The following is a 17,407-nucleotide window of genomic DNA, read 5'->3' on the forward strand; positions in this document are numbered from 1 at the left end:
GGCTATGTTGGTATCTGTTGTTGGCGTGCTTTAAAAATACTGTATAAACTACTGTATATCCAGTTTTCCTCTGGGGCACGCCATGAATCAATCAGACCTCAAAGCCCTCGAACAGACACTGACTCGCCTCCCTGACCATCTCAAGAAATACCTGGCAGATCAGATTCTTGGGCAAATAAGCTCCCAAGCGAACACCTTGCTCGACACCGCGAGACCTCACCTTCCCTGCCCACACTGTGGCGCTGAATACCCTGCAAAGTGGGGGCGCAGCGGTGGCCTGCAGCGGTATCGCTGCCGGAATCCCGATTGTCGCAAGACCTTCAATGCCCTCACAGGTACGCCCCTGGCCAAACTGCAGCACCGCGACAAGTGGTTTGATTACCTGCGCTGCATGCGAGACAGTCTGACGTTACGTGTCTCGGCGGCCCGAGTGGGCATCGATTTGAAGACGGCCTTCCGCTGGCGACATCGCTTCCTGAAAACGAGCGCTCAAGACAACGCCAACCCACTATCCGGCATCATCGAGGTAGACGAAACCTTCTTCCTGGAGTCCTGCAAAGGAAAGCGTAATCTCACGCACCGCAAACCTCGAAGGCGCGGCGGGCAAGGCGATATGAAGAAAAAAGGGCAAAAGATTCAGGTTCTTATTGCGCGAGACCGTAACGGAAAGATCAGTGACTTGGTCGATCCGGCGCTCAAGAAATCCACTGTTCATGAATTCTTGGCACCGATCATCGATCGTGACTCGATTTTATGTTCGGACGGGCACAGCTGGTATAAAACCTTCTCTGCCGACCATGGCATTGCTCATCATCGACTGATCACACTCGACAATCAGCGAGTGCTTGGCAAGGAATACCACATTCAGAACGTAAACAGCTATATGAGCCGTTTGAAGGGCTGGATGACGCGCTTTCATGGGGTGGGGACCGAGTACTTACCCAATTACCTGGCATGGCGACGGTTGTTTGAAACCGCGAAGCCAGCAGAGGAAGCGTGGTTTCGCAAGGCGATAGGCGCAGACCAACAACAGATACCAACATAGCCATATTTATACAGCTTAAAGGTGCTTCGATGATCCATCAGCCGAATCGCGACCAGGTGGCCCGCAAGGGTCGCGGCGCCACCTTTGATCCCCATAACCGCTTCGCCCCGACCATCAGCGTGCCGGACGACGACGGCTGGTGGCAGGAAGAGGCGCCGATGAACCTGGCCACCGAGGTGCGCGAGGAACGCACTCATAGCGCGCTCTCCTGGAACAGCTCACCCGACCTGCCTTTCGACCGCTCGATCAATCCCTATCGCGGCTGCGAGCATGGTTGTGTCTATTGTTATGCGAAGCCGAGCCACGCGTACTGGGACCTTTCCCCGGGGCTGGATTTCGAGACCCGGCTGATCGCTCGTACCGGGCTGGTGGAGCGACTCCGGGAAGAGCTCTGCCGACCCGGTTACCAGTGCCGTTCCATCAACCTCGCCGGTAATACCGATGCCTACCAGCCCCTGGAAGCTCGCTATGGCACCACCCGTGCCATCCTTGAGCTGCTACTGGAGTGCCGCCATCCGCTTACCCTGGTCACCAAGGGCGGACTGATCCTGCGTGACCTCGACCTGCTGCAGGCCCTGGCGAGACAGCGCCTAGTGCGTGTGATGGTCAGCCTGACCAGCCTGGATACCGAGCTGAAGCGCAGCCTGGAGCCGCGGGCCGCCTCTCCCTCCGCGAGATTGAAAGTGATCCGCTCCCTGGCCGAGGCCGGCGTCCCTGTGGGCGCCCTGGTCTCTCCGGTGATTCCCGGGCTCACCGACCATGAACTCGAACGCCTGCTCGAGGCCGCCGCGGACGCCGGCGCCACCACCGCCGGCTGGATGCTGCTGCGCCTGCCCCGGGAAGTCGCCCCGCTGTTCAAGGCATGGCTCGAGTCGCATTACCCCGAACGGGCCAACAAGGTGATGAGCCTGATGCGCCAGTGTCGCGGCGGCGAAACCTACGACAGCCGCTTCGGTAAACGGATGCGCGGCGAAGGAGTATTCGCGGATCTGCTCGAGCAGCGCTTCCGGAGGGCGTGCAGGCAGTTGGGCTTCAATACCGAAGCCGCCCGACAGGCGCAAGCGCTGGATACCACGGCCTTCCGACCTCCCCGCGCCCAGGGAGATCTTTTCGAATAAATAAAACAGTGGCTCAGGGAATCAGTACCGCCGCGCCGGAGAGGCGCCCTTCTCGGAGGTCATCCAGCGCCTGGTTGGCCTGATCAAGCGGATAAGCCCGGGTCTCGGTGCGGATCGGTACCTCGGGAGCGAGCGCCAGGAACTCCTCACCATCGCGACGGGTGAGATTGGCCACTGAGCTCAGGCGGCGCTCTTCCCAGAGCAGGCGGTAGGGAAAAGAGGGGATGTCGGACATGTGGATGCCCCCGGAGACCACCGCCCCACCGGGCCGCACCGCGGCCAGTGCCATGGGGATGAGATCGCCCACCGGGGCAAACAGCAGCGCGGCATCCAGGCGCTCGGGCGGGGCCTCGTCGCTGCCACCGGCCCAGACGGCACCCAGGCGACGGGCGAATGCCTGAGCTTCGTCATCGCCGGGGCGGGTGAAGGCGTAGATCTCCTGTCCCCGCTCGACGGCGAACTGGGCAAGGATATGCGCCGCAGCACCGAAGCCGTAGATACCGATTCGCCGGTTCGCCTCGCCACCGGCCAGCCGCCAGGTGCGGTAACCGATAAGCCCCGCACACAGCAGCGGGGCGGCAGACTTAGCATCCTCGACATCCAAGGGAAAGCAGTAGCGAGCATCGGCCACACAGTACTCCGCATAGCCGCCGTCGCGCGTGTAGCCGGTGAACTCGGCCCGTTCGCAGAGGTTCTCTCGGCCGGCCCGGCAGGGATCGCACTCGCCGCAGGTCCAGCCCAGCCAAGGCACCCCGACCCGAGTGCCCGGGGCTGGTACCTGGACACCCTCCCCCAGCGCCGTCACCTCACCGACGATCTCGTGGCCGGGGATCAGCGGCAGCCGCGGTTCGGTGAGCTCGCCATCGAACACGTGAAGGTCGGTTCGGCAGACCCCGCACGCCAGCACGCGTACCTCGACCTCACCGGGGCCGGGCGAGGGGCGTTCAACCCGCTCCATTTCGAGTTTCCTGCCAGGGGCATGCAGGCGCATGGCACGCATGGACTCACTCATCGACTTTCCTCCGGCTGCTGAACGTATTCACTGCCCGGAGGATAGCCCAGGACTCAAGTGGAGACCTTGACCTCGTAGCCGGTGAACTTGCGCAGGTTGATCACGCCGCTGTCTAGGATAAGATACTGGCCCTTGATGCCCTGCAGGACGCCGGCCACCACAGGTTGCTTGTCCAGGTTGTGGGAGACCACCTTGGCGGGAAACTCCAGCACCGGATAATCGAAGCTCAGTGGCGCCACGTCGAGCGGACGGATGGCGTCGGCCCCGAAGCGTTCGCGAAGGTTGGCCAGGCCGGCGTCCAGGCGCGACAGCAGGCGGTCACGCTCAGCCACCAGGTCGAGAGCCCGAGTGTCGCCCTTGAGCATGGCCCGCCAGTTGGTGCGGTCCGAGACCTCCTCCTTGAACAGCATCTCGACGAATCCCGACTGCTGGCGAGTGTCCACTTCCAGGATCGGCAGGGCCTGCACGGCCCCTTGGTCGAGCCAGCGGGTCGGCATCTGGCTGGAGCGGGTAATCCCCACCTTGAGGCCGGAGGCGTTGGCCAGGTAGACCACATGGGGCTGGAAGCAGTGGCGCTCGGCCCAATCGGGCTCGCGGCAGGTGCCTTCGAAGAAGTGGCAGAGTTCCGGCTTCATGATGCAGGTATCGCACTGGGCGAGCCGTTTGAAGCACGGGTAGCAGTGGCCTTGGGCAAAACTCTTCCTGGTGGCACGGCCGCAGTGGGTGCAGGCGATAGCGCCGGTCCACTCCAGGCGCAAGGGCTTGCCGAGGCAGGCGTTGAGGTCGAGACGGACCTCGCCGGCCCGCAACAGATAGCGGGCCGGTGACCCCGGTTCGATGGTCATCTTGCTCAGGCAGCCCTGTAACGCCGTGGCCGTATCGAGCGGCTCAGTCACGACTGGCATCCCGGGCCAGTCCAGCCCGTTCAGGGGGCACGTCGGCCCCGCTGCTGGCACTACCACAGGTGCGTCGCTGCAGGTAGCCGACCCGCTCTTCCTCGGGCACCCGGTTCTCCACCTCGTAGCGCATCACGGCCTCGAGACACAGCTCGGTCTGCTCGGCGGTCAGCATCCTGCCATCCGGCCACTTGCGCAGCGACACGGCCCGCTTGAGGCTTTCATAGATGGCGGGGGTCATCTGCTGGATCATGCGATCGAAGGACATCTCGCTCATGAAGGGGTCTCTCAGGATTGACGGCGGGCACGGCCGGAATGATACCAGCCCAGCGCCAGGCCCACGACCAGCCCGCCCAGGTGCGCCTCGTTAGCCACATTGCCAAACCCCACCATGGCGGCCATGTCAGTCATCGCAAAGACCAGCCAGCCGAGCATGAAGATCACCAGCATCTGGGGCACAAAGAAGCCGCTGTGCGGCGCGCGCCGCGACATCAGCCAGACATAGGCCAGCAGCGCGAAGTCGACGCCGGACATACCGCCGAACAGCACGATGCCGGTGGCGTACTGGGCCAGGTTGGCACCGATGCCGGCAATGAGCAGCAGCGTCAGCATCCGCGTACTGCCCTGCAGCGCCTCAATTTGGCGACCGAAGTACCAGAGCCAAAGCATGTTGAAGATCAGGTGCATCCAGCCAAAGTGCAGGAAGGCCGGTGACAGCAGCCGCCACACCTGGCCCGAGGCGAGCGCCTCGCCAAGACTGCCGAAGGCCAGACTACCATTGGCCACGACCACCGGCACAATGGTCAGTGCCGCAACCACACGATCACCGAGTACTCCCTGGGCGGCAAAGATCACCAGGCAAAGCGCCAGCGCAAGGGATGTCATCGGCACCTGTAGGAAGGGACCGAGGAGTTCACCGGTCGAGCGCCTTGCGGCCGGTGAACGTTCGGGCATCAGGGGCTCGCCCTGTCTCCAGCGTTCGAGCAGCCCGAGCATCGCCTCGTGCTGCTCGGGGTCGACAAGCCAGAGAACCTGCCCCTCGCTCTCCTCGGTAAACCGATGCCCGATGCGATGGGCCCACAGGGCCCGCCGCAATTCACGGGTGTCAACATCGTGGGGCAGCAGAATCACCCGGTACATGACGCCTCCAGCGATTGGCGAGCTCGGTGTGACGACGTATGCAGGCCACGTAAAGAAAAAGTCCGGCGGAGGGGGCCGCCGGACAAGAGCAAGGGATCATTCAAGGGAACACCTACTCTGATAACAGGGGCTGGCGAGAGTTCAATCCGATAGCACGCCTTTTCGTAACGAAATGTATCAATCGAAATCGATCTCCCAGGGCTGAGGACGGGCCTGCTCCTCGCGGGGTACGCGGATCCAGACGAAGTGATCGGCATCGAGCCTCGACTCACCGCTCCAGCGGTAGGCCACCAGGCGACCGAACTTGACCGCGCTGTAGTCCAGGCAGGCAATGTTGGCAGCGGGCAGGGCCGGGATACCCTCGCACCAGTAATGGCCAATGAACAGCGGTGGCTGCTCGGGCCCATAGTAGCTCAGATACGAACGCTCCTCAGTGGAGAGCTCACGACGTTCCAGGTCGCCGGGCAGGTTGTCCGGCTGGAAGATCACATCGCCCCAAGTCTGTGGCTGCCGGGCCCAGAAGTGGGCACGGAAACTGCGCCGGGTGAAACCGTCTCCCGACTGGATCTCCACGCCCTCCGGCAGGGGCACATGGGTACCGCGCGTCAGGCGGTCGAGGATACGAAACGCCAGCGTCCCGGGCACCGCCGAGGCGGCCAGGAAATCCTCGTCGATGCGACCGTCGGGATGCTCGCGATGCAGTGCCTCGACAAGGGGCTGGTCCCAGCAGGCATGCACCACCCGCAGGCCGTCAAGCTCCAGACACAGCGGGATGTCCAGGAACCAGGCGAGCGCCTCCTCCCACTCCTCGGGATGGTCACGGTACTGCTCAAGGGTCTCCTTGATGATCCGATTATGGCGCGGGGAGTGTTCGCGCAGCCATTCGTGTCCCAGGCTGTCGGGAGCACGATGGCAGTAGGCCAGGGCATTGACCTCGTGATTGCCCATGACGATATGGGCCTCGCCCTCCTCCACCATGCGTCGTGCGATGGTGACCGCCAGGCGAATGCGTGGCCCTCGGTCGATCAGGTCACCGAGGAAGATCACCTTGCGTCGCGGGTGACGATAGACACCGCCACGCTGATGATAGCCGAGACGCTCGAGCAGCGAGCCTAGCGTTGCACCGCAGCCATGGACATCGCCGATAAGGTCGTAGCCTTCGAGGCCGCCTTGCATGCTCACCTAGCTCTCCTCCCCTCAATCGCCAAGGCGGTTGCTCCAGCCCAGCTTGCTGCGCAGGACCTCGTAGAAGTTGTGGCCCAGCGGATGCACCAGTTGCACACGCCGCGGCTTACGCCGTATCACCAAAACATCGTCTGGCTTGGCCACCGCACGGGTCTGACCATCGCAGCTGATATGCGGGTAGGTCTGGTTGGTCTCGCCGATGTGAATACGGATCTCGCTGGCGGAATCGATGACGATGGGGCGGCTCGACAGGGTATGCGGGAACATCGGCACCAGGGTGATGACATCGAGCCTCGGGTGCATGATCGGTCCGCCGCCGGAGAGTGCATAGGCCGTGGAGCCGGTAGGCGTGGCGATGATCAGGCCGTCGCTGCGCTGGCTGTAGACGAACTGGTCGTCGATGAACAGCTCGAACTCGATCATGCGCACCGCCTTCCCCGGGTGCAGCACGATCTCGTTGAGGGCATCGCCATTGCCGACCTGGACATCGTCCCGGAAGAGCTCGGCGTCCAGCAGAAAGCGCTCCTCGAGCTCATAGCGGCCCTCGAGCACCTCACCGACGCGCGCCTCAATCTCGTCGGGCGAGATGTCGGTGAGAAAGCCCAGCCGCCCGCGATTGACACCCAGCACGAGAGTACCGCTCTGGCAGAGGGTACGGGCGGCACCGAGCAGACTGCCGTCGCCACCGACCACGATCACCAGGTCGCAGAGCTCGCCGAGCAGTCGTCGGCTGGCCTCGGGATGGCCATGGTCAAGCAGTACCGTGGCGGTCCTGTCCTCGATGATGACATGGTAGCCACCATCGTCGAGGAAGCGGATCAGGCGCTTGAGGGTGTCGACCACCTTGGCACTGCCAAGGCGTCCGATCAGACCTATGTTCTTGAAGGATGACATGCGCAGGCCTCTCGCTTCGCGGCCGCTCATTATGGCGACTGGCTACGAGGCGGGCAAACGCGCTCAGGCGGTCTCGAGACGGCGGCGCTTCAGCCACCATTCGTTGAGTGCCAGCGAACCAACGATGATGGCACCGCCCAGCCCCAGGCGCAGCAGATCGGCATCACGGTTCCAGATCACTAGATTGACCAGCAATCCGGCGGGGATCAGGGCATTGTTCATGATCGCCAGCGCGCCGGCATCGACCCGGGTGGCACCGAGGTTCCACAGGAAGTAGCCGAGACCCGAAGCCACCAGCCCCAGCCACAGCAGCACGCCCCACTGAATTCCCGAGCTGGGCAATCCAGCGGCATTGCCTAACAGCGCGAAAGCGGGCACGGCTACCGCCAGAGCGCCGAGGTAGAACCATCCGAACACGCTGTGACGAGGCAGGGTCTCGGGCAGGTCCGCCGATAGGCGACGATAGCCCACCTGCCCCAGGGCGAAGCAGAGGTTGGCCCCCTGAACCACCAGGAAGCCCGCCCAGAAACCGCTGTCGAGTCCCTGGTAGCGAATCACTGCCGCACCCAGTACCGCCAGCGAGGCGGTCAGCAGATAAAAGGGCGTGAAGCGCCCGAAGAGGGCATCGTCGAGCAGGGCAATGTAGATTGGCGTGAAGATGGTGAACAGCAGCACCTCCGGCACCGAGAGCAGCAGGAAGGACTGGTAGAAGAAGATATACATCACACCCAGCTGTACCGCCCCCAGCCCCATCAGCGCGAGACGCTGGCGGCCACGCAGCAGCGAGGGCCGCAGGAACGGCAGGAAGACCAGTGCGGCCAGGCCGATACGCATCAGTACCGCGAAATAGCTGTCTACCTGGCCGGCCAGGTAGACGCCGATCAGCGAGAACGAGAATGCCCAGAGGACGGTAACAACGACGAGTAGGCCCAAGGTCAACTCCTGAAGAAAGCTAGGTTGACGGCGATTATACTCATCGCGCTCGCCGAACAAAGCCCTTGAGCGAGAAATGCCCCATCAGCGCCGTGATTGACGCAGCCACCAGAGCGCATGCGCGGCCCCCGGCAGCCAGCCCAGTAGGGTCAGCACCAGGTTGAGCACCACCCTGCCCCCACCACCCTGCGAGAGACCAACGCACAGAGGCGGAAGCAGCACCGCCAGGGCATACAGGGCAAACCGGGGCTCGGCCGCTGGCACCTGCCCTTCGTCTGCATCGGACGGTGCCTGGGCCTGGTCGATCCGAACCTGGTCACCAGCTGCCGGAGTGAAATGCTGAACGGCCTCGCGGGACTCGTGATGTCGTGCCCGTCGATGGGCCTCGTGGTCGATCTTCTGGTCGAGCTCCTCGGCGCCTTCGGCCAGCGTCTCGTGGTAGCGCTCCCACTCCTCCCAATCGAAGGGTGTCCCCGCGCGGGGGCGTTGCTCGCCGGCTTCTATTGCGCGTGACCAGGCCTTCTCCTCCAGGGTGTTGGGGCGTTCCTGGTCACGCTCACCATCCAACCCCTTTTTGGCCATATACTCTCGAGCATCCATGAATCAGCTCCGTTGATCGTTGCACGCCGGCCCCACGGCCGGCCGGTATTCCAGAAGCCTGTCGGGCTTGACCGGTAAAGACCCCTAAGTGTGACACATTGGAGCCAGAAACCGAGGCCGGGTTCCTGGCTGCCGACAGGACGCCCTGCCCCGCGTGAAGAAACGTTGGCGGCCCGCATTTCGGGGAGTCTCGGTAGTCGGCTATGCTGGAAACAAGACACGGCTGCAGCCCATGCCTGGCATCGCGAACGCTGGCTGCAGCCCAGGCCATTACTGTCTGGCACCACAAGGAGACACGCCATGCCCAGCAAGGCCCCTACCACCGTGCGCGAAATCATGTCGCGCGACTGCTACCGGGTCACCGGCAAGACCTCGGTCTCCACCCTGGCCGAGGGCCTGGCGCTGCATCGCCTGCCCGGCGTGCCCGTGGTGGATGAGCGGGACCACCTTATCGGCTTCATCTCCGAGCAGGACGTGATGGGCAAGGTACTGGAAAGCTCCTACCTCAACGATGAGCCGCCGCTGGTTCGTGAACTGATGCGCAACGAGGTGCTCTCGGTACCGCCGAACAAGAGCATTACCGACCTGGCCCAGGAGATGCTAGGTGCCAAGCCCAAGGTCTACCCGGTGGTCGAGCAGAACCGACTGGTGGGTATCGTCACTCGCCGCGACGTGCTCAGCGCGCTGCTGCGCATGCGCCACACCTGACCGCCAGCTTGCCGTATCTCCTAGACACCCGGCCGAGCGCCGGGTGTCGTCGTTTCCGAAATACCCTCACACAGAAAAGCCGCCCCATGAGACGACATGGGGCGGCAAGATCGAAAGTGCAAGCAAAGGCAACAGTGTTAGCGACTGCTATCGCGTTGCTGCCTACCCTCATTCAGACAGCCCCACAGAAAAAAGTTCGCCAGGCCGTTAAAAAATCTCGGCATCGGGCCGTTGTCGAGGCGTGCGAGCCTCTCATACCTTTCTGCAAGACTGAGAAAAACAGCGACTTAGCGCAGGGATGGCAAAAAGGCCCAGGGACTTCTTGCAAAAGCTAACCGATTGGTTTTACTATCGAAATCGCCTCGCGGGTGTAGCTCAATGGTAGAGCAGAAGCTTCCCAAGCTTAAGACGAGGGTTCGATTCCCTTCACCCGCTCCAACACGGCACCAACGCACGGCCTACCTCTCAAGCTCTTGAATTCCCTCAAGACCCAGTCCCAGGGCGTCATGACACGTCATAGCCTATGGCTGTGATTCGTGCAGGAGGTCATGTATGTTCCACGAAACATATAGGCTCTTCGTCGTTGGGTGTGGAATTCGCCCCCTGAGCTGGGCCAGGATATGACCTCCACCTGGACAGGAGGCATGGCATGGACGGCACCCAGATTATGACCCTCGGCCTGGGCCTGGAAGCGCCCTGGATTCTCAAGGACCAGCACCTGGATACCTCCGTGTCGCCTCACCGCCTGGACCTCTATGTCGAAGCCGAGCGAGGCAGCCTCTATCCGTGTCCTGAGTGCGGCAAGGCCTGTCCGGCCCACGACTTTGCCGACAAGACCTGGCGGCATCTGAACTTCTTCCAGCACCATTGCTACCTGCATGCCCGGGTGCCTCGCACCAAGTGCCCCGAGCATGGCGTCAAGCGCATCGAGGTGCCCTGGGCGCGCTCCGGCAGCGACTTCACCCTGCTGTTCGAGCAGGCGGCCATGTCACTGGTCAAGGAGATGCCGGTGCTGGCCGTCTCTCGGCAACTGGAGATCTCCGACACGCGCCTGTGGCGCATCGTGCACCACTATGTGGGACGGATGCTGGGTCAGTTGGACCTGTCCAAGGTCGAGGCTGTCGGCCTGGATGAAACGGCCTCTCGGCGCGGTCACCGCTATGTGACGGTGTTTCTCGACATGCAGCGCAAGCAGGAGCCGGTGATCTTCGCCATCCCCGGTCATGGCAAGGCCACTATCGAGGCCTTCAGCGCCTTTGTGGCCGAGCATGGTGGTGACCCAGACAACGTCGTTGAAGTGGTCTGCGACATGTCCCAGGCCTTTCTCAGTGGCGTGGCCGAGCACCTGCCCGGCGCCGAGGTCACCATCGACTGGTTCCATATCGTGCAGACCTTCACCAAGGCGCTGGACGAGGTCCGCAAGAGAGAGCGTCGCCAACAAGCTCATCCCAAGGCGCTGCGCTGGGCAGTGCTGAAGAACACCGAGGCCGGCAACCTGACGGCCAACCAGATCACCGCGCTCCAGGAGCTGGTGAGTGATCGGAGTGCCATGGCGGATGCTTGGATCATCAAGGAGAAGCTGCGCTGGATTCAGCAGGCGCCGACGCCGCGGGGTGCCCGGTGGCGCATCACTAACTATCTCAGGGTCATGCGCGAGGCGGTCACTGATCAGCCACTGCTCAAGCCGATGGCGAAAGCCTTGAACACGCTGGAACGGCATGCCGAGCAGGTGGTGAGACGCTGGCTCTCCGGTCTGACCAACGCGCGGCTGGAGGGCATGAATGGCCTGTTCCAGGCGGCCAGGTCACGTGCACGCGGCTACCGGAACGAGGCCAACTTCATCGCCATGATCTACCTGATTGGTAGCCCAGTAGGGCGCATGCTTGATCAGGCCAAATCCACATGAAACGACGAAGAACCAACATATAACGCACACCGCATCATCGGGCCTGGCAGTGATCGGGCCCGGCCACCCGGAGTCGCGAATCATGGCCCTGTTCCTGCTGGTCCTCGTCGTCTGCCTGGCCATCTTCGGTAGCATGATCGCCCTGCTGATGCTTTCCGGTACCCCGCGCTATCGCACCGAGCCAAACCATCTGCTCGAGCTGTTCGACAAGGCACTTGAGAGTCGCGTCGGCGAGACCGAATGGAATGCCATTATCGGCTATCCGATCCGTCATGATGACTATCTAGACGGAATCCGTCGCCGCGCCCAACGATTGATGGACGAACACGGGCGCCATGCTCGCGTGACCCGAGGAAAGCCGCTTCTCGACGCCATCGGCCAGGAGGAACTCGCGGCCCTGCGCGACCACCTGGCGGCGCACACCTCGCTCGCAGAGGGGAAGCAAAACGAGTAATGACCGTTGAACCTCACCACGGAACGATATGATGTCATGAGCGTTGACTTGGACGGGAGCGCTCCATGACCAGTTCGATCCGACAGATTTCTCTCGACACCGCTACCCTCCACCACTCACATGTTCCTCATCAGATCCTGATCGGGCTGATAGGGAAGACCTGCCTGATAGACGATCCGCACTTTTTCCCTGGACGAGCCACTGGGGGTTCCAGCTCATCGAGCAGGGACCGAAAGCCGGGCGTGAATTACCTGCTACGCTTTGCAACAGAAAGAGCTCGCATCATCAATACAGCAGACAACGAAGGCAACGCATCATTGTTGTCACTAGGGACCGGAAAGGTTGAAGGGCGCTTTGCTCTTGCAGCAGTGCGGAACGAAAACTGGACGATAGGAGGTGAGTAGTGAGACGGGAAGGCTGGCGTCACAGGCGGTAGCATCTTTGAACGTGAATAGAAAACGAAGTCAATAAATAAAGCGGGGCGCTACCGGATTCTGTACGGTATTGGCGCTGACCTGTCGGAGTTCGCTCCGTCCTGACGAACTGGAGAAGTTTTATGGCTATAGGTGTATGGATCAGTCTTTTTGCTTACTTTGCGCTCATGATTGCCATCGGCTTTTATGCCATGCAACGCGCAACGTCGTCGTCTGAGGATTACATGCTGGGTGGCCGACAGCTCAGCCCGCAAGTCGCGGCACTCTCGGCCGGCGCTTCCGACATGAGTGGCTGGCTGCTGCTGGGCTTGCCCGGTGCGCTCTTTGTATCGGGCTTGGGTCAAGCTTGGATCGGCATCGGCCTGCTCGTGGGGGCATTCTTCAACTGGGTGCTGGTTGCCCCACGCCTGCGCGAACAGACGGTTCATTATGGCAATGCGATCACCATTCCGGAATTCCTGGCCAACCGGTTCCCGACCCGCGCCATGTCGCTGAGGACGGTGTCCGCTATCGTCATAGTGATCTTCTTCGCGGTTTACACGGCGTCAGGCCTGGTGGCAGGCGGCAAGCTGTTCGAAAGCGCGTTTTCCGGCGTCATCAATATCGGCGGCATGAGCGACTACGCAGCGGGCGTCCTCATCACCCTGGGTGTGGTACTGGCCTACACCGTCGTCGGCGGCTTCCTGGCCGTGAGTCTGACGGACTTCGTGCAAGGCTGCATCATGATGCTGGCCCTGGTGATCATGCCGGCGGTAGTGCTCTTTGGCGAGGGCGGGGGCGGTTTCGACCAGGCCTCACAGACCCTGAACGAAGTCGATCCGACACTGCTAACCTGGACGGAGGGGCTGACCTTTATCGGCTGGCTGTCGGCGGTCACCTGGGGGCTGGGGTATTTCGGGCAGCCGCACATCATCGTGCGCTTCATGGCCATCCGCACCCTGAAAGAAGTGCCTGTCGCCCGTAACATCGGCATGAGCTGGATGCTCATCTCCCTAGTGGGTGCGATCTCGCTGGGTATCTTTGGCCGGGCCTATGCCGTTCGCAACGGCCTGGATGTCCAGGATGCGGAAACCATCTTCATCATTCTGGCAAACCTGCTGTTCCATCCGCTGATCACCGGCTTCCTCTACGCAGCACTGCTGGCGGCGATCATGAGCACCATTTCCAGCCAGCTGCTGGTGTCGTCCTCCTCACTGACCGAAGACTTCTACCGCCTTTTCCTACGTAAGGAGGCCACCGACAAGGAAACCGTCGCTGTCGGCCGGATCTGCGTCGTGCTGGTGGGCCTGGTCGCGGCGGTCATTGCCTCGGACCCGAACTCTCAGGTGCTGGGGCTGGTCAGTAACGCCTGGGCCGGCTTCGGTAGCGCCTTCGGCCCGCTCATCATCCTGTCGCTGATGTGGTCACGGACGAACGGCGCTGGCGCCATTGCGGGCATGGTCGTGGGTGCCGCCACCGTCATGATCTGGATTTCCCTGGGCTGGAACGCCTCGTTCATGGGAGGCCCCGGTGTCTACGAGATCATTCCTGGCTTCATCGCCTCCTTTATGGCCATCCTGGTGGTGAGCAGCGTTACTGCCGATGCCGGTGAATATCAGCAGATCGCTCGCTAAAAGCGCGCGCATAGCGCAACAGAAGTAGAAAAAGGGCTCCTGCGGGAGCCCTTTTGATTGTCTGCTACTACATGGCTCAGACCATGATGGCCCGGAGCACCAGTACCAGAGTGAAGGCGCCCAGCGCTATCAAACTCCAGGGAGGTGTGGTCATCCGCCGCAGCCGGTAACGGCGTGCCTCCAGTCCCATGGCCGCCATGAAGGCAGCGCCCAAAGCCCACACCCCCAGCCCGATCAGCGGAAGGCGCAGTGCCATCGGCAACGTGCTGATCAGCCCTGGTTGCCACAGCAACCACATGGCCAGCACCGCCGCCAGCAGCATCGCCCCCAGCGTCACGCCGGGTAGGCGTCGACGTGTCTCGGTCTCCATCACAGCCCTCCTTGTCGCCTGCCCCCAGTCAAGACGATTCATGGCGAGGATGCGAGTCCCAAAGGCGGCATGCCCCCTTGGACCGGCGTCTTACCTTGCGATTCTTCACACCACTTACGACGTATCCTTGTGCTGGATCAATAATAAGTCGGCCCTACCTGGATAAACTCCCGGCCTCTTCCATTGCGGCAAGCGGCCGCACATTCGTCCAACAGGAATCGAACCATGCGCAAGATCGCTCTTCCCACCCTGCTCGCCGCCGGCATTGCAGCAGCCGCCTTCACCAACAGCACCCAGGCCTTCGCCTACGGTGCCGGCGACTTCTTCACCCGCATGGGCGTGGCCAAGGTCGAGCCCAAGAGCGACAACGGCTCGCTGGTCATCGGTTCCTTAGAGGTTGAGGTCCGGGATGACAGCGGCTTCGCCTTTACCCTCGGCTATCGCGTTACCGACAAGCTGGGCGTGGAACTGCTGGCCGCCGAGCCCTTCGGTCATGATATCGAACTCAACGGGGACAACCTGGCCTCCACGGACCATCTGCCGCCGACCCTGACCCTGCAGTACTACCCGCTGGGCGGCACCGAGGCTCGTGTCCAGCCCTATGCCGGTATCGGCGTCAACTACACCCTCTTCTCCAACGAGAAGATCGCCACCGGCGACGATCTCGAGTTGGATGATTCCTGGGGTGCCGCCGGCCTACTAGGCATCGATCTGCTGATTGACGACAACTGGGCGCTCAATGCCTCCGCCTGGTATATGGACATCGATACCGATGCCAGTCTGAATGGGGCCGATATCGGCAAGGTCGAGATCGATCCGGTGGCGGTGATGGCGGGCCTGAGCTTCCGCTTCTGACCGCTCCACCGGCACGACGAGGCCCGCCATTCGGCGGGCCTCATTGCATTCAATGCCAGCGGGCTGCCAGGCATCGGGAGACTAGCGGGGTGAGTCGCGCGAGAGCCCAAGCGCCGCCAGCGTCCTCTCGTCGAGTCCGCTGACCGCCTCAACCGTTGAGAGCCGCGCATGGTAGGCGGCACTGAGAAAGGATTCACCGGCCAGCAGGTGTTCGAGATATTCCCGCGCCGGGCGCAGCGCTTCGGCGGTGGTCCCCGGCGCGGCGATATACACCCAGGCATCGATCGTCCCCTCGCGGGTCGCAACCGGCAGGCGGTGACGATCGTACTCCCGAGGATAGCCCTCGAAGGGATCCATTCGCTGGATCTGCCCGGGTTGCTCGAGTTCGAACAGCGCCCCCTCCACGCATTCACCTTGCCAGGGGACCACATTGGCATGGGCGATACCCGCTATGCGAGATGCCTTGTCAAAGCGCAGCGCGTGATCATGCAGCACGCCGGCCAGTACCCGGCGAGTCGGGCCTATCCGGGCCGCGACCCGAGCTGGATTCATGTTGCTGCCGTAAGCAAAGTAATATGGCATGGTTCAGTTCTCGGTGACCAGGCGGTCGATCTCCTCGACCACCCGGCACACCAGCAGTCGGTCGCTGGCACGGGCCCCCTCCTGCTTCAGCCAGGCGTCCACTGCCGGGGCCACGTCGCAGTTCGCCGGCATCGGCGAACGTGTCTCGACCAGTGCCTCCAGGCGCACGATAAACACGAAGCGCAACCACTGGGGCAGCGTCATGGTGTCAATGCAGAAAGGCTGGACGCTGCGGTAGGCATCCGGCTCGGGTCGCTCCACGCGCCACAGGTTGGCAGCCTTCATGGTGGCCTCGAGCTCGCGCAGGGCAGTGCCGAGTTCGTCGTGAACGATCATGGGCAGTCTCTTTAATGCATGTGGGTCCATTATCCCCGTTCGCTCCCGCCGCTGGCCACCCCGTGGGAGCTCCTCCCTTCTCTACGCCCCCCTCACCCGTCTTGTGAGCAGTGCACAGATATCCTGAACGGGCCTGTGGATAAACGTTGGAAAGGTCTCCCCTGGCCGCTTCCCAAGGGCCATGGGCAGGACTGGTCAACAACTGACCAACCGCCGATGCCGACGACGACCCTCCTGGGCGGCTGACAGCACCCCGGCACCGCGGTAGAGTGCACGGTTCTTGACCCGGAGAGAGCATGCAACCAATCCACAGCCTTCACGACTTCTTCCTGCGCAGCGGCGCCGAGGTGAAGCTCTATCACCTGGGCCGACGGGTGGAGCCCTGCGCGCTCGACATCCTCGCCGCCTTCGAGTCGGGCGAAATGGCGTGGCCGGTCCCCTGGCAAGGAACGGCCCGCCTGGCCATGGTGTTCCGCTTGGGCGACCTGGAAGACCCGCTGATCTGGTTCCTGGCCCTGCCGCTGGACGAGCAGGGCCACCTCGATCCGGCCCCGCGGGACGCCTTCCTGCAGCGCCTGCTGGAGACCCTCGGCCGCGGCGTGCAGGGACTGGGGCCCACACAGAGCTCCGAGATCGACAACCTGATGAAGGACAATCCCCTGGCCTTCAATCCCTCGCTGCCCTTCCAGGCCGTGCTGCATGCCCGCGCCAGCCTGGATACGGGCCTTCCCGCCAGCCAGCACCTCGAGCCGGTCGAGGCCTATCTGAGCGGGCAGCAGGCGATCGACTGGCGAGCCCTGGGCCTGCAGGGCCTCGCCGACTTTGCGGTGCGCCTGGACGCGACCACGAGCCGGCCCCTGGCCACTCGCCTCGACACCCTGCCCGGCGAGGTGCTGACCTCGCTGTGCTACTGTCTGGAGCATGTGGCGATTGCCGACGACCTGGCACGCTCGCTGCGCCGTCGCGGAGAGGCGGCAAGCCGCTCGGGGGACATCGAGACGTTCTGCGCCTGCGTGCGAGCCATGAGCGGCGCCTCGACCGAACTCGCCGGCGCCTGGTTCGATGTACTGCTCGATGACCCGGACGCCTGCGGTCCCGACCTGCTGGCGGCCATCGCCGGTCGCGGCTGGCACCACCTGGAGGATGCCGAGCGCCTGCCCCGCTTCCTAACCCGGCTGGCCGAGACTCCCGGGGTAGACTTCACGGCGGTGGCCCGTGACCTTGCGCTGATCCCCCGGCTGCGCCTGCCGCTACTGATGACGCTGCGCGAGGCCGGGACGGAATCCGCCATCGGCCGCCGCCTGGCCGGCCTGTCACGCTGAGTGC

The 17,407-nt window shown here is 62.9% G+C and carries 20 protein-coding genes and 1 tRNA gene; 10 read left to right on the top strand and 11 right to left on the bottom strand.

Annotated elements, in window-relative coordinates; translation table 11 throughout:
• The first annotated feature begins 82 nt into the window (after positions 1–82).
• Positions 83–1,045, top strand: a complete 963-nt coding sequence (locus BMY30_RS14680) for an IS1595-like element ISHda1 family transposase (protein WP_086558114.1) — start codon at positions 83–85, stop codon at positions 1,043–1,045.
• Positions 1,046–1,074: 29 nt separating this feature from the next.
• A complete protein-coding gene (locus tag BMY30_RS14685; protein WP_089715046.1) occupies positions 1,075–2,163 on the top strand; it encodes a PA0069 family radical SAM protein in 1,089 nt (362 codons plus the stop codon).
• A 13-nt stretch (positions 2,164–2,176) separates the two neighbouring features.
• Here BMY30_RS14685 and BMY30_RS14690 read toward each other — a convergent pair whose 3' ends face one another.
• The 8 genes from BMY30_RS14690 to BMY30_RS14725 form a co-directional block, all read right to left on the bottom strand.
• Entirely contained in the window at positions 2,177–3,175 is a 999-nt protein-coding gene (locus tag BMY30_RS14690) for a zinc-dependent alcohol dehydrogenase family protein (protein WP_089715048.1), read from the bottom strand.
• A 53-nt stretch (positions 3,176–3,228) separates the two neighbouring features.
• Positions 3,229–4,080 (bottom strand): DUF2797 domain-containing protein, encoded by an 852-nt coding sequence (locus tag BMY30_RS14695; protein ID WP_342027795.1) that lies wholly within the window; start codon positions 4,078–4,080, stop codon positions 3,229–3,231.
• Positions 4,064–4,348 carry a YeaC family protein gene (locus BMY30_RS14700; protein ID WP_089715050.1) on the bottom strand — a complete coding sequence of 95 codons (285 nt, stop codon included), beginning with the start codon at positions 4,346–4,348 and terminating at the stop codon, positions 4,064–4,066. The genes BMY30_RS14695 and BMY30_RS14700 overlap by 17 nt, the downstream gene beginning before the upstream one ends.
• 11 nt (positions 4,349–4,359) lie before the next feature.
• Complete coding sequence (locus BMY30_RS14705) at positions 4,360–5,211, bottom strand: rhomboid family intramembrane serine protease (protein ID WP_089715052.1); 852 nt, start codon at positions 5,209–5,211, stop codon at positions 4,360–4,362.
• A 177-nt stretch (positions 5,212–5,388) separates the two neighbouring features.
• Positions 5,389–6,387 (bottom strand): metallophosphoesterase, encoded by a 999-nt coding sequence (locus tag BMY30_RS14710; protein WP_089715053.1) that lies wholly within the window; start codon positions 6,385–6,387, stop codon positions 5,389–5,391.
• Positions 6,388–6,408: 21 nt separating this feature from the next.
• Positions 6,409–7,290 carry an NAD(+) kinase gene (locus tag BMY30_RS14715; protein ID WP_089715055.1) on the bottom strand — a complete coding sequence of 294 codons (882 nt, stop codon included), beginning with the start codon at positions 7,288–7,290 and terminating at the stop codon, positions 6,409–6,411.
• Between the two features lie 63 nt (positions 7,291–7,353).
• On the bottom strand, positions 7,354–8,223 hold the full coding sequence (locus BMY30_RS14720; protein ID WP_089715057.1) for a DMT family transporter: 870 nt from the start codon (positions 8,221–8,223) through the stop codon (positions 7,354–7,356).
• A gap of 84 nt (positions 8,224–8,307) precedes the next feature.
• Positions 8,308–8,823: a YqaE/Pmp3 family membrane protein gene (locus BMY30_RS14725; protein ID WP_089715059.1), complete on the bottom strand. Its 516-nt coding sequence runs from the start codon at positions 8,821–8,823 to the stop codon at positions 8,308–8,310.
• A 300-nt stretch (positions 8,824–9,123) separates the two neighbouring features.
• Between BMY30_RS14725 and BMY30_RS14730 the strand changes: the two genes are divergently transcribed.
• The 6 genes from BMY30_RS14730 to putP all read left to right on the top strand — a co-directional run bounded on the left by BMY30_RS14730 (position 9,124) and on the right by putP (position 13,938).
• The gene (locus tag BMY30_RS14730; protein ID WP_089715061.1) at positions 9,124–9,531 is read left to right on the top strand and encodes a CBS domain-containing protein; all 408 of its coding nucleotides are present in this window, start codon (positions 9,124–9,126) and stop codon (positions 9,529–9,531) included.
• 364 nt (positions 9,532–9,895) lie between these two features.
• Positions 9,896–9,969 (top strand) — tRNA-Gly (locus BMY30_RS14735).
• Positions 9,970–10,180: 211 nt separating this feature from the next.
• A complete protein-coding gene (locus BMY30_RS14740) occupies positions 10,181–11,437 on the top strand; it encodes an ISL3 family transposase (RefSeq protein WP_089715063.1) in 1,257 nt (418 codons plus the stop codon).
• Positions 11,438–11,519: 82 nt separating this feature from the next.
• Positions 11,520–11,891 carry a hypothetical protein gene (locus BMY30_RS14745; protein ID WP_089715065.1) on the top strand — a complete coding sequence of 124 codons (372 nt, stop codon included), beginning with the start codon at positions 11,520–11,522 and terminating at the stop codon, positions 11,889–11,891.
• 65 nt (positions 11,892–11,956) lie between these two features.
• Entirely contained in the window at positions 11,957–12,295 is a 339-nt protein-coding gene (locus tag BMY30_RS18025) for a hypothetical protein (RefSeq protein ID WP_211607361.1), read from the top strand.
• 152 nt (positions 12,296–12,447) lie between these two features.
• Positions 12,448–13,938, top strand: coding sequence for a sodium/proline symporter PutP (gene putP / locus BMY30_RS14750; protein ID WP_089715066.1), 1,491 nt, complete (start codon positions 12,448–12,450; stop codon positions 13,936–13,938).
• 76 nt (positions 13,939–14,014) lie between these two features.
• Here the strand turns inward: putP and BMY30_RS14755 are convergent, their stop codons facing one another.
• Positions 14,015–14,308 (bottom strand): hypothetical protein, encoded by a 294-nt coding sequence (locus BMY30_RS14755; RefSeq protein WP_089715069.1) that lies wholly within the window; start codon positions 14,306–14,308, stop codon positions 14,015–14,017.
• Positions 14,309–14,533: 225 nt separating this feature from the next.
• Here BMY30_RS14755 and BMY30_RS14760 point away from each other — a divergent pair, with 225 nt between their 5' ends.
• Positions 14,534–15,163, top strand: coding sequence for an OmpW/AlkL family protein (locus BMY30_RS14760; RefSeq protein ID WP_089715071.1), 630 nt, complete (start codon positions 14,534–14,536; stop codon positions 15,161–15,163).
• Positions 15,164–15,244: 81 nt separating this feature from the next.
• Here the strand turns inward: BMY30_RS14760 and BMY30_RS14765 are convergent, their stop codons facing one another.
• Together BMY30_RS14765 and BMY30_RS14770 are read right to left on the bottom strand one after the other, a co-directional pair.
• Positions 15,245–15,745 (bottom strand): gamma-glutamylcyclotransferase family protein, encoded by a 501-nt coding sequence (locus tag BMY30_RS14765; protein WP_089715073.1) that lies wholly within the window; start codon positions 15,743–15,745, stop codon positions 15,245–15,247.
• A 3-nt stretch (positions 15,746–15,748) separates the two neighbouring features.
• Positions 15,749–16,081 carry a YqcC family protein gene (locus BMY30_RS14770; protein ID WP_089715076.1) on the bottom strand — a complete coding sequence of 111 codons (333 nt, stop codon included), beginning with the start codon at positions 16,079–16,081 and terminating at the stop codon, positions 15,749–15,751.
• Positions 16,082–16,377: 296 nt separating this feature from the next.
• Between BMY30_RS14770 and BMY30_RS14775 the strand changes: the two genes are divergently transcribed.
• Positions 16,378–17,403 (top strand): DUF3549 family protein, encoded by a 1,026-nt coding sequence (locus BMY30_RS14775; RefSeq protein ID WP_089715078.1) that lies wholly within the window; start codon positions 16,378–16,380, stop codon positions 17,401–17,403.
• Positions 17,404–17,407: the final 4 nt, after the last annotated feature.

Origin of the sequence: Halomonas daqiaonensis, from assembly GCF_900109725.1 — a bacterium.
Taxonomy (GTDB): Bacteria; Pseudomonadota; Gammaproteobacteria; order Pseudomonadales; family Halomonadaceae; genus Halomonas; species Halomonas daqiaonensis.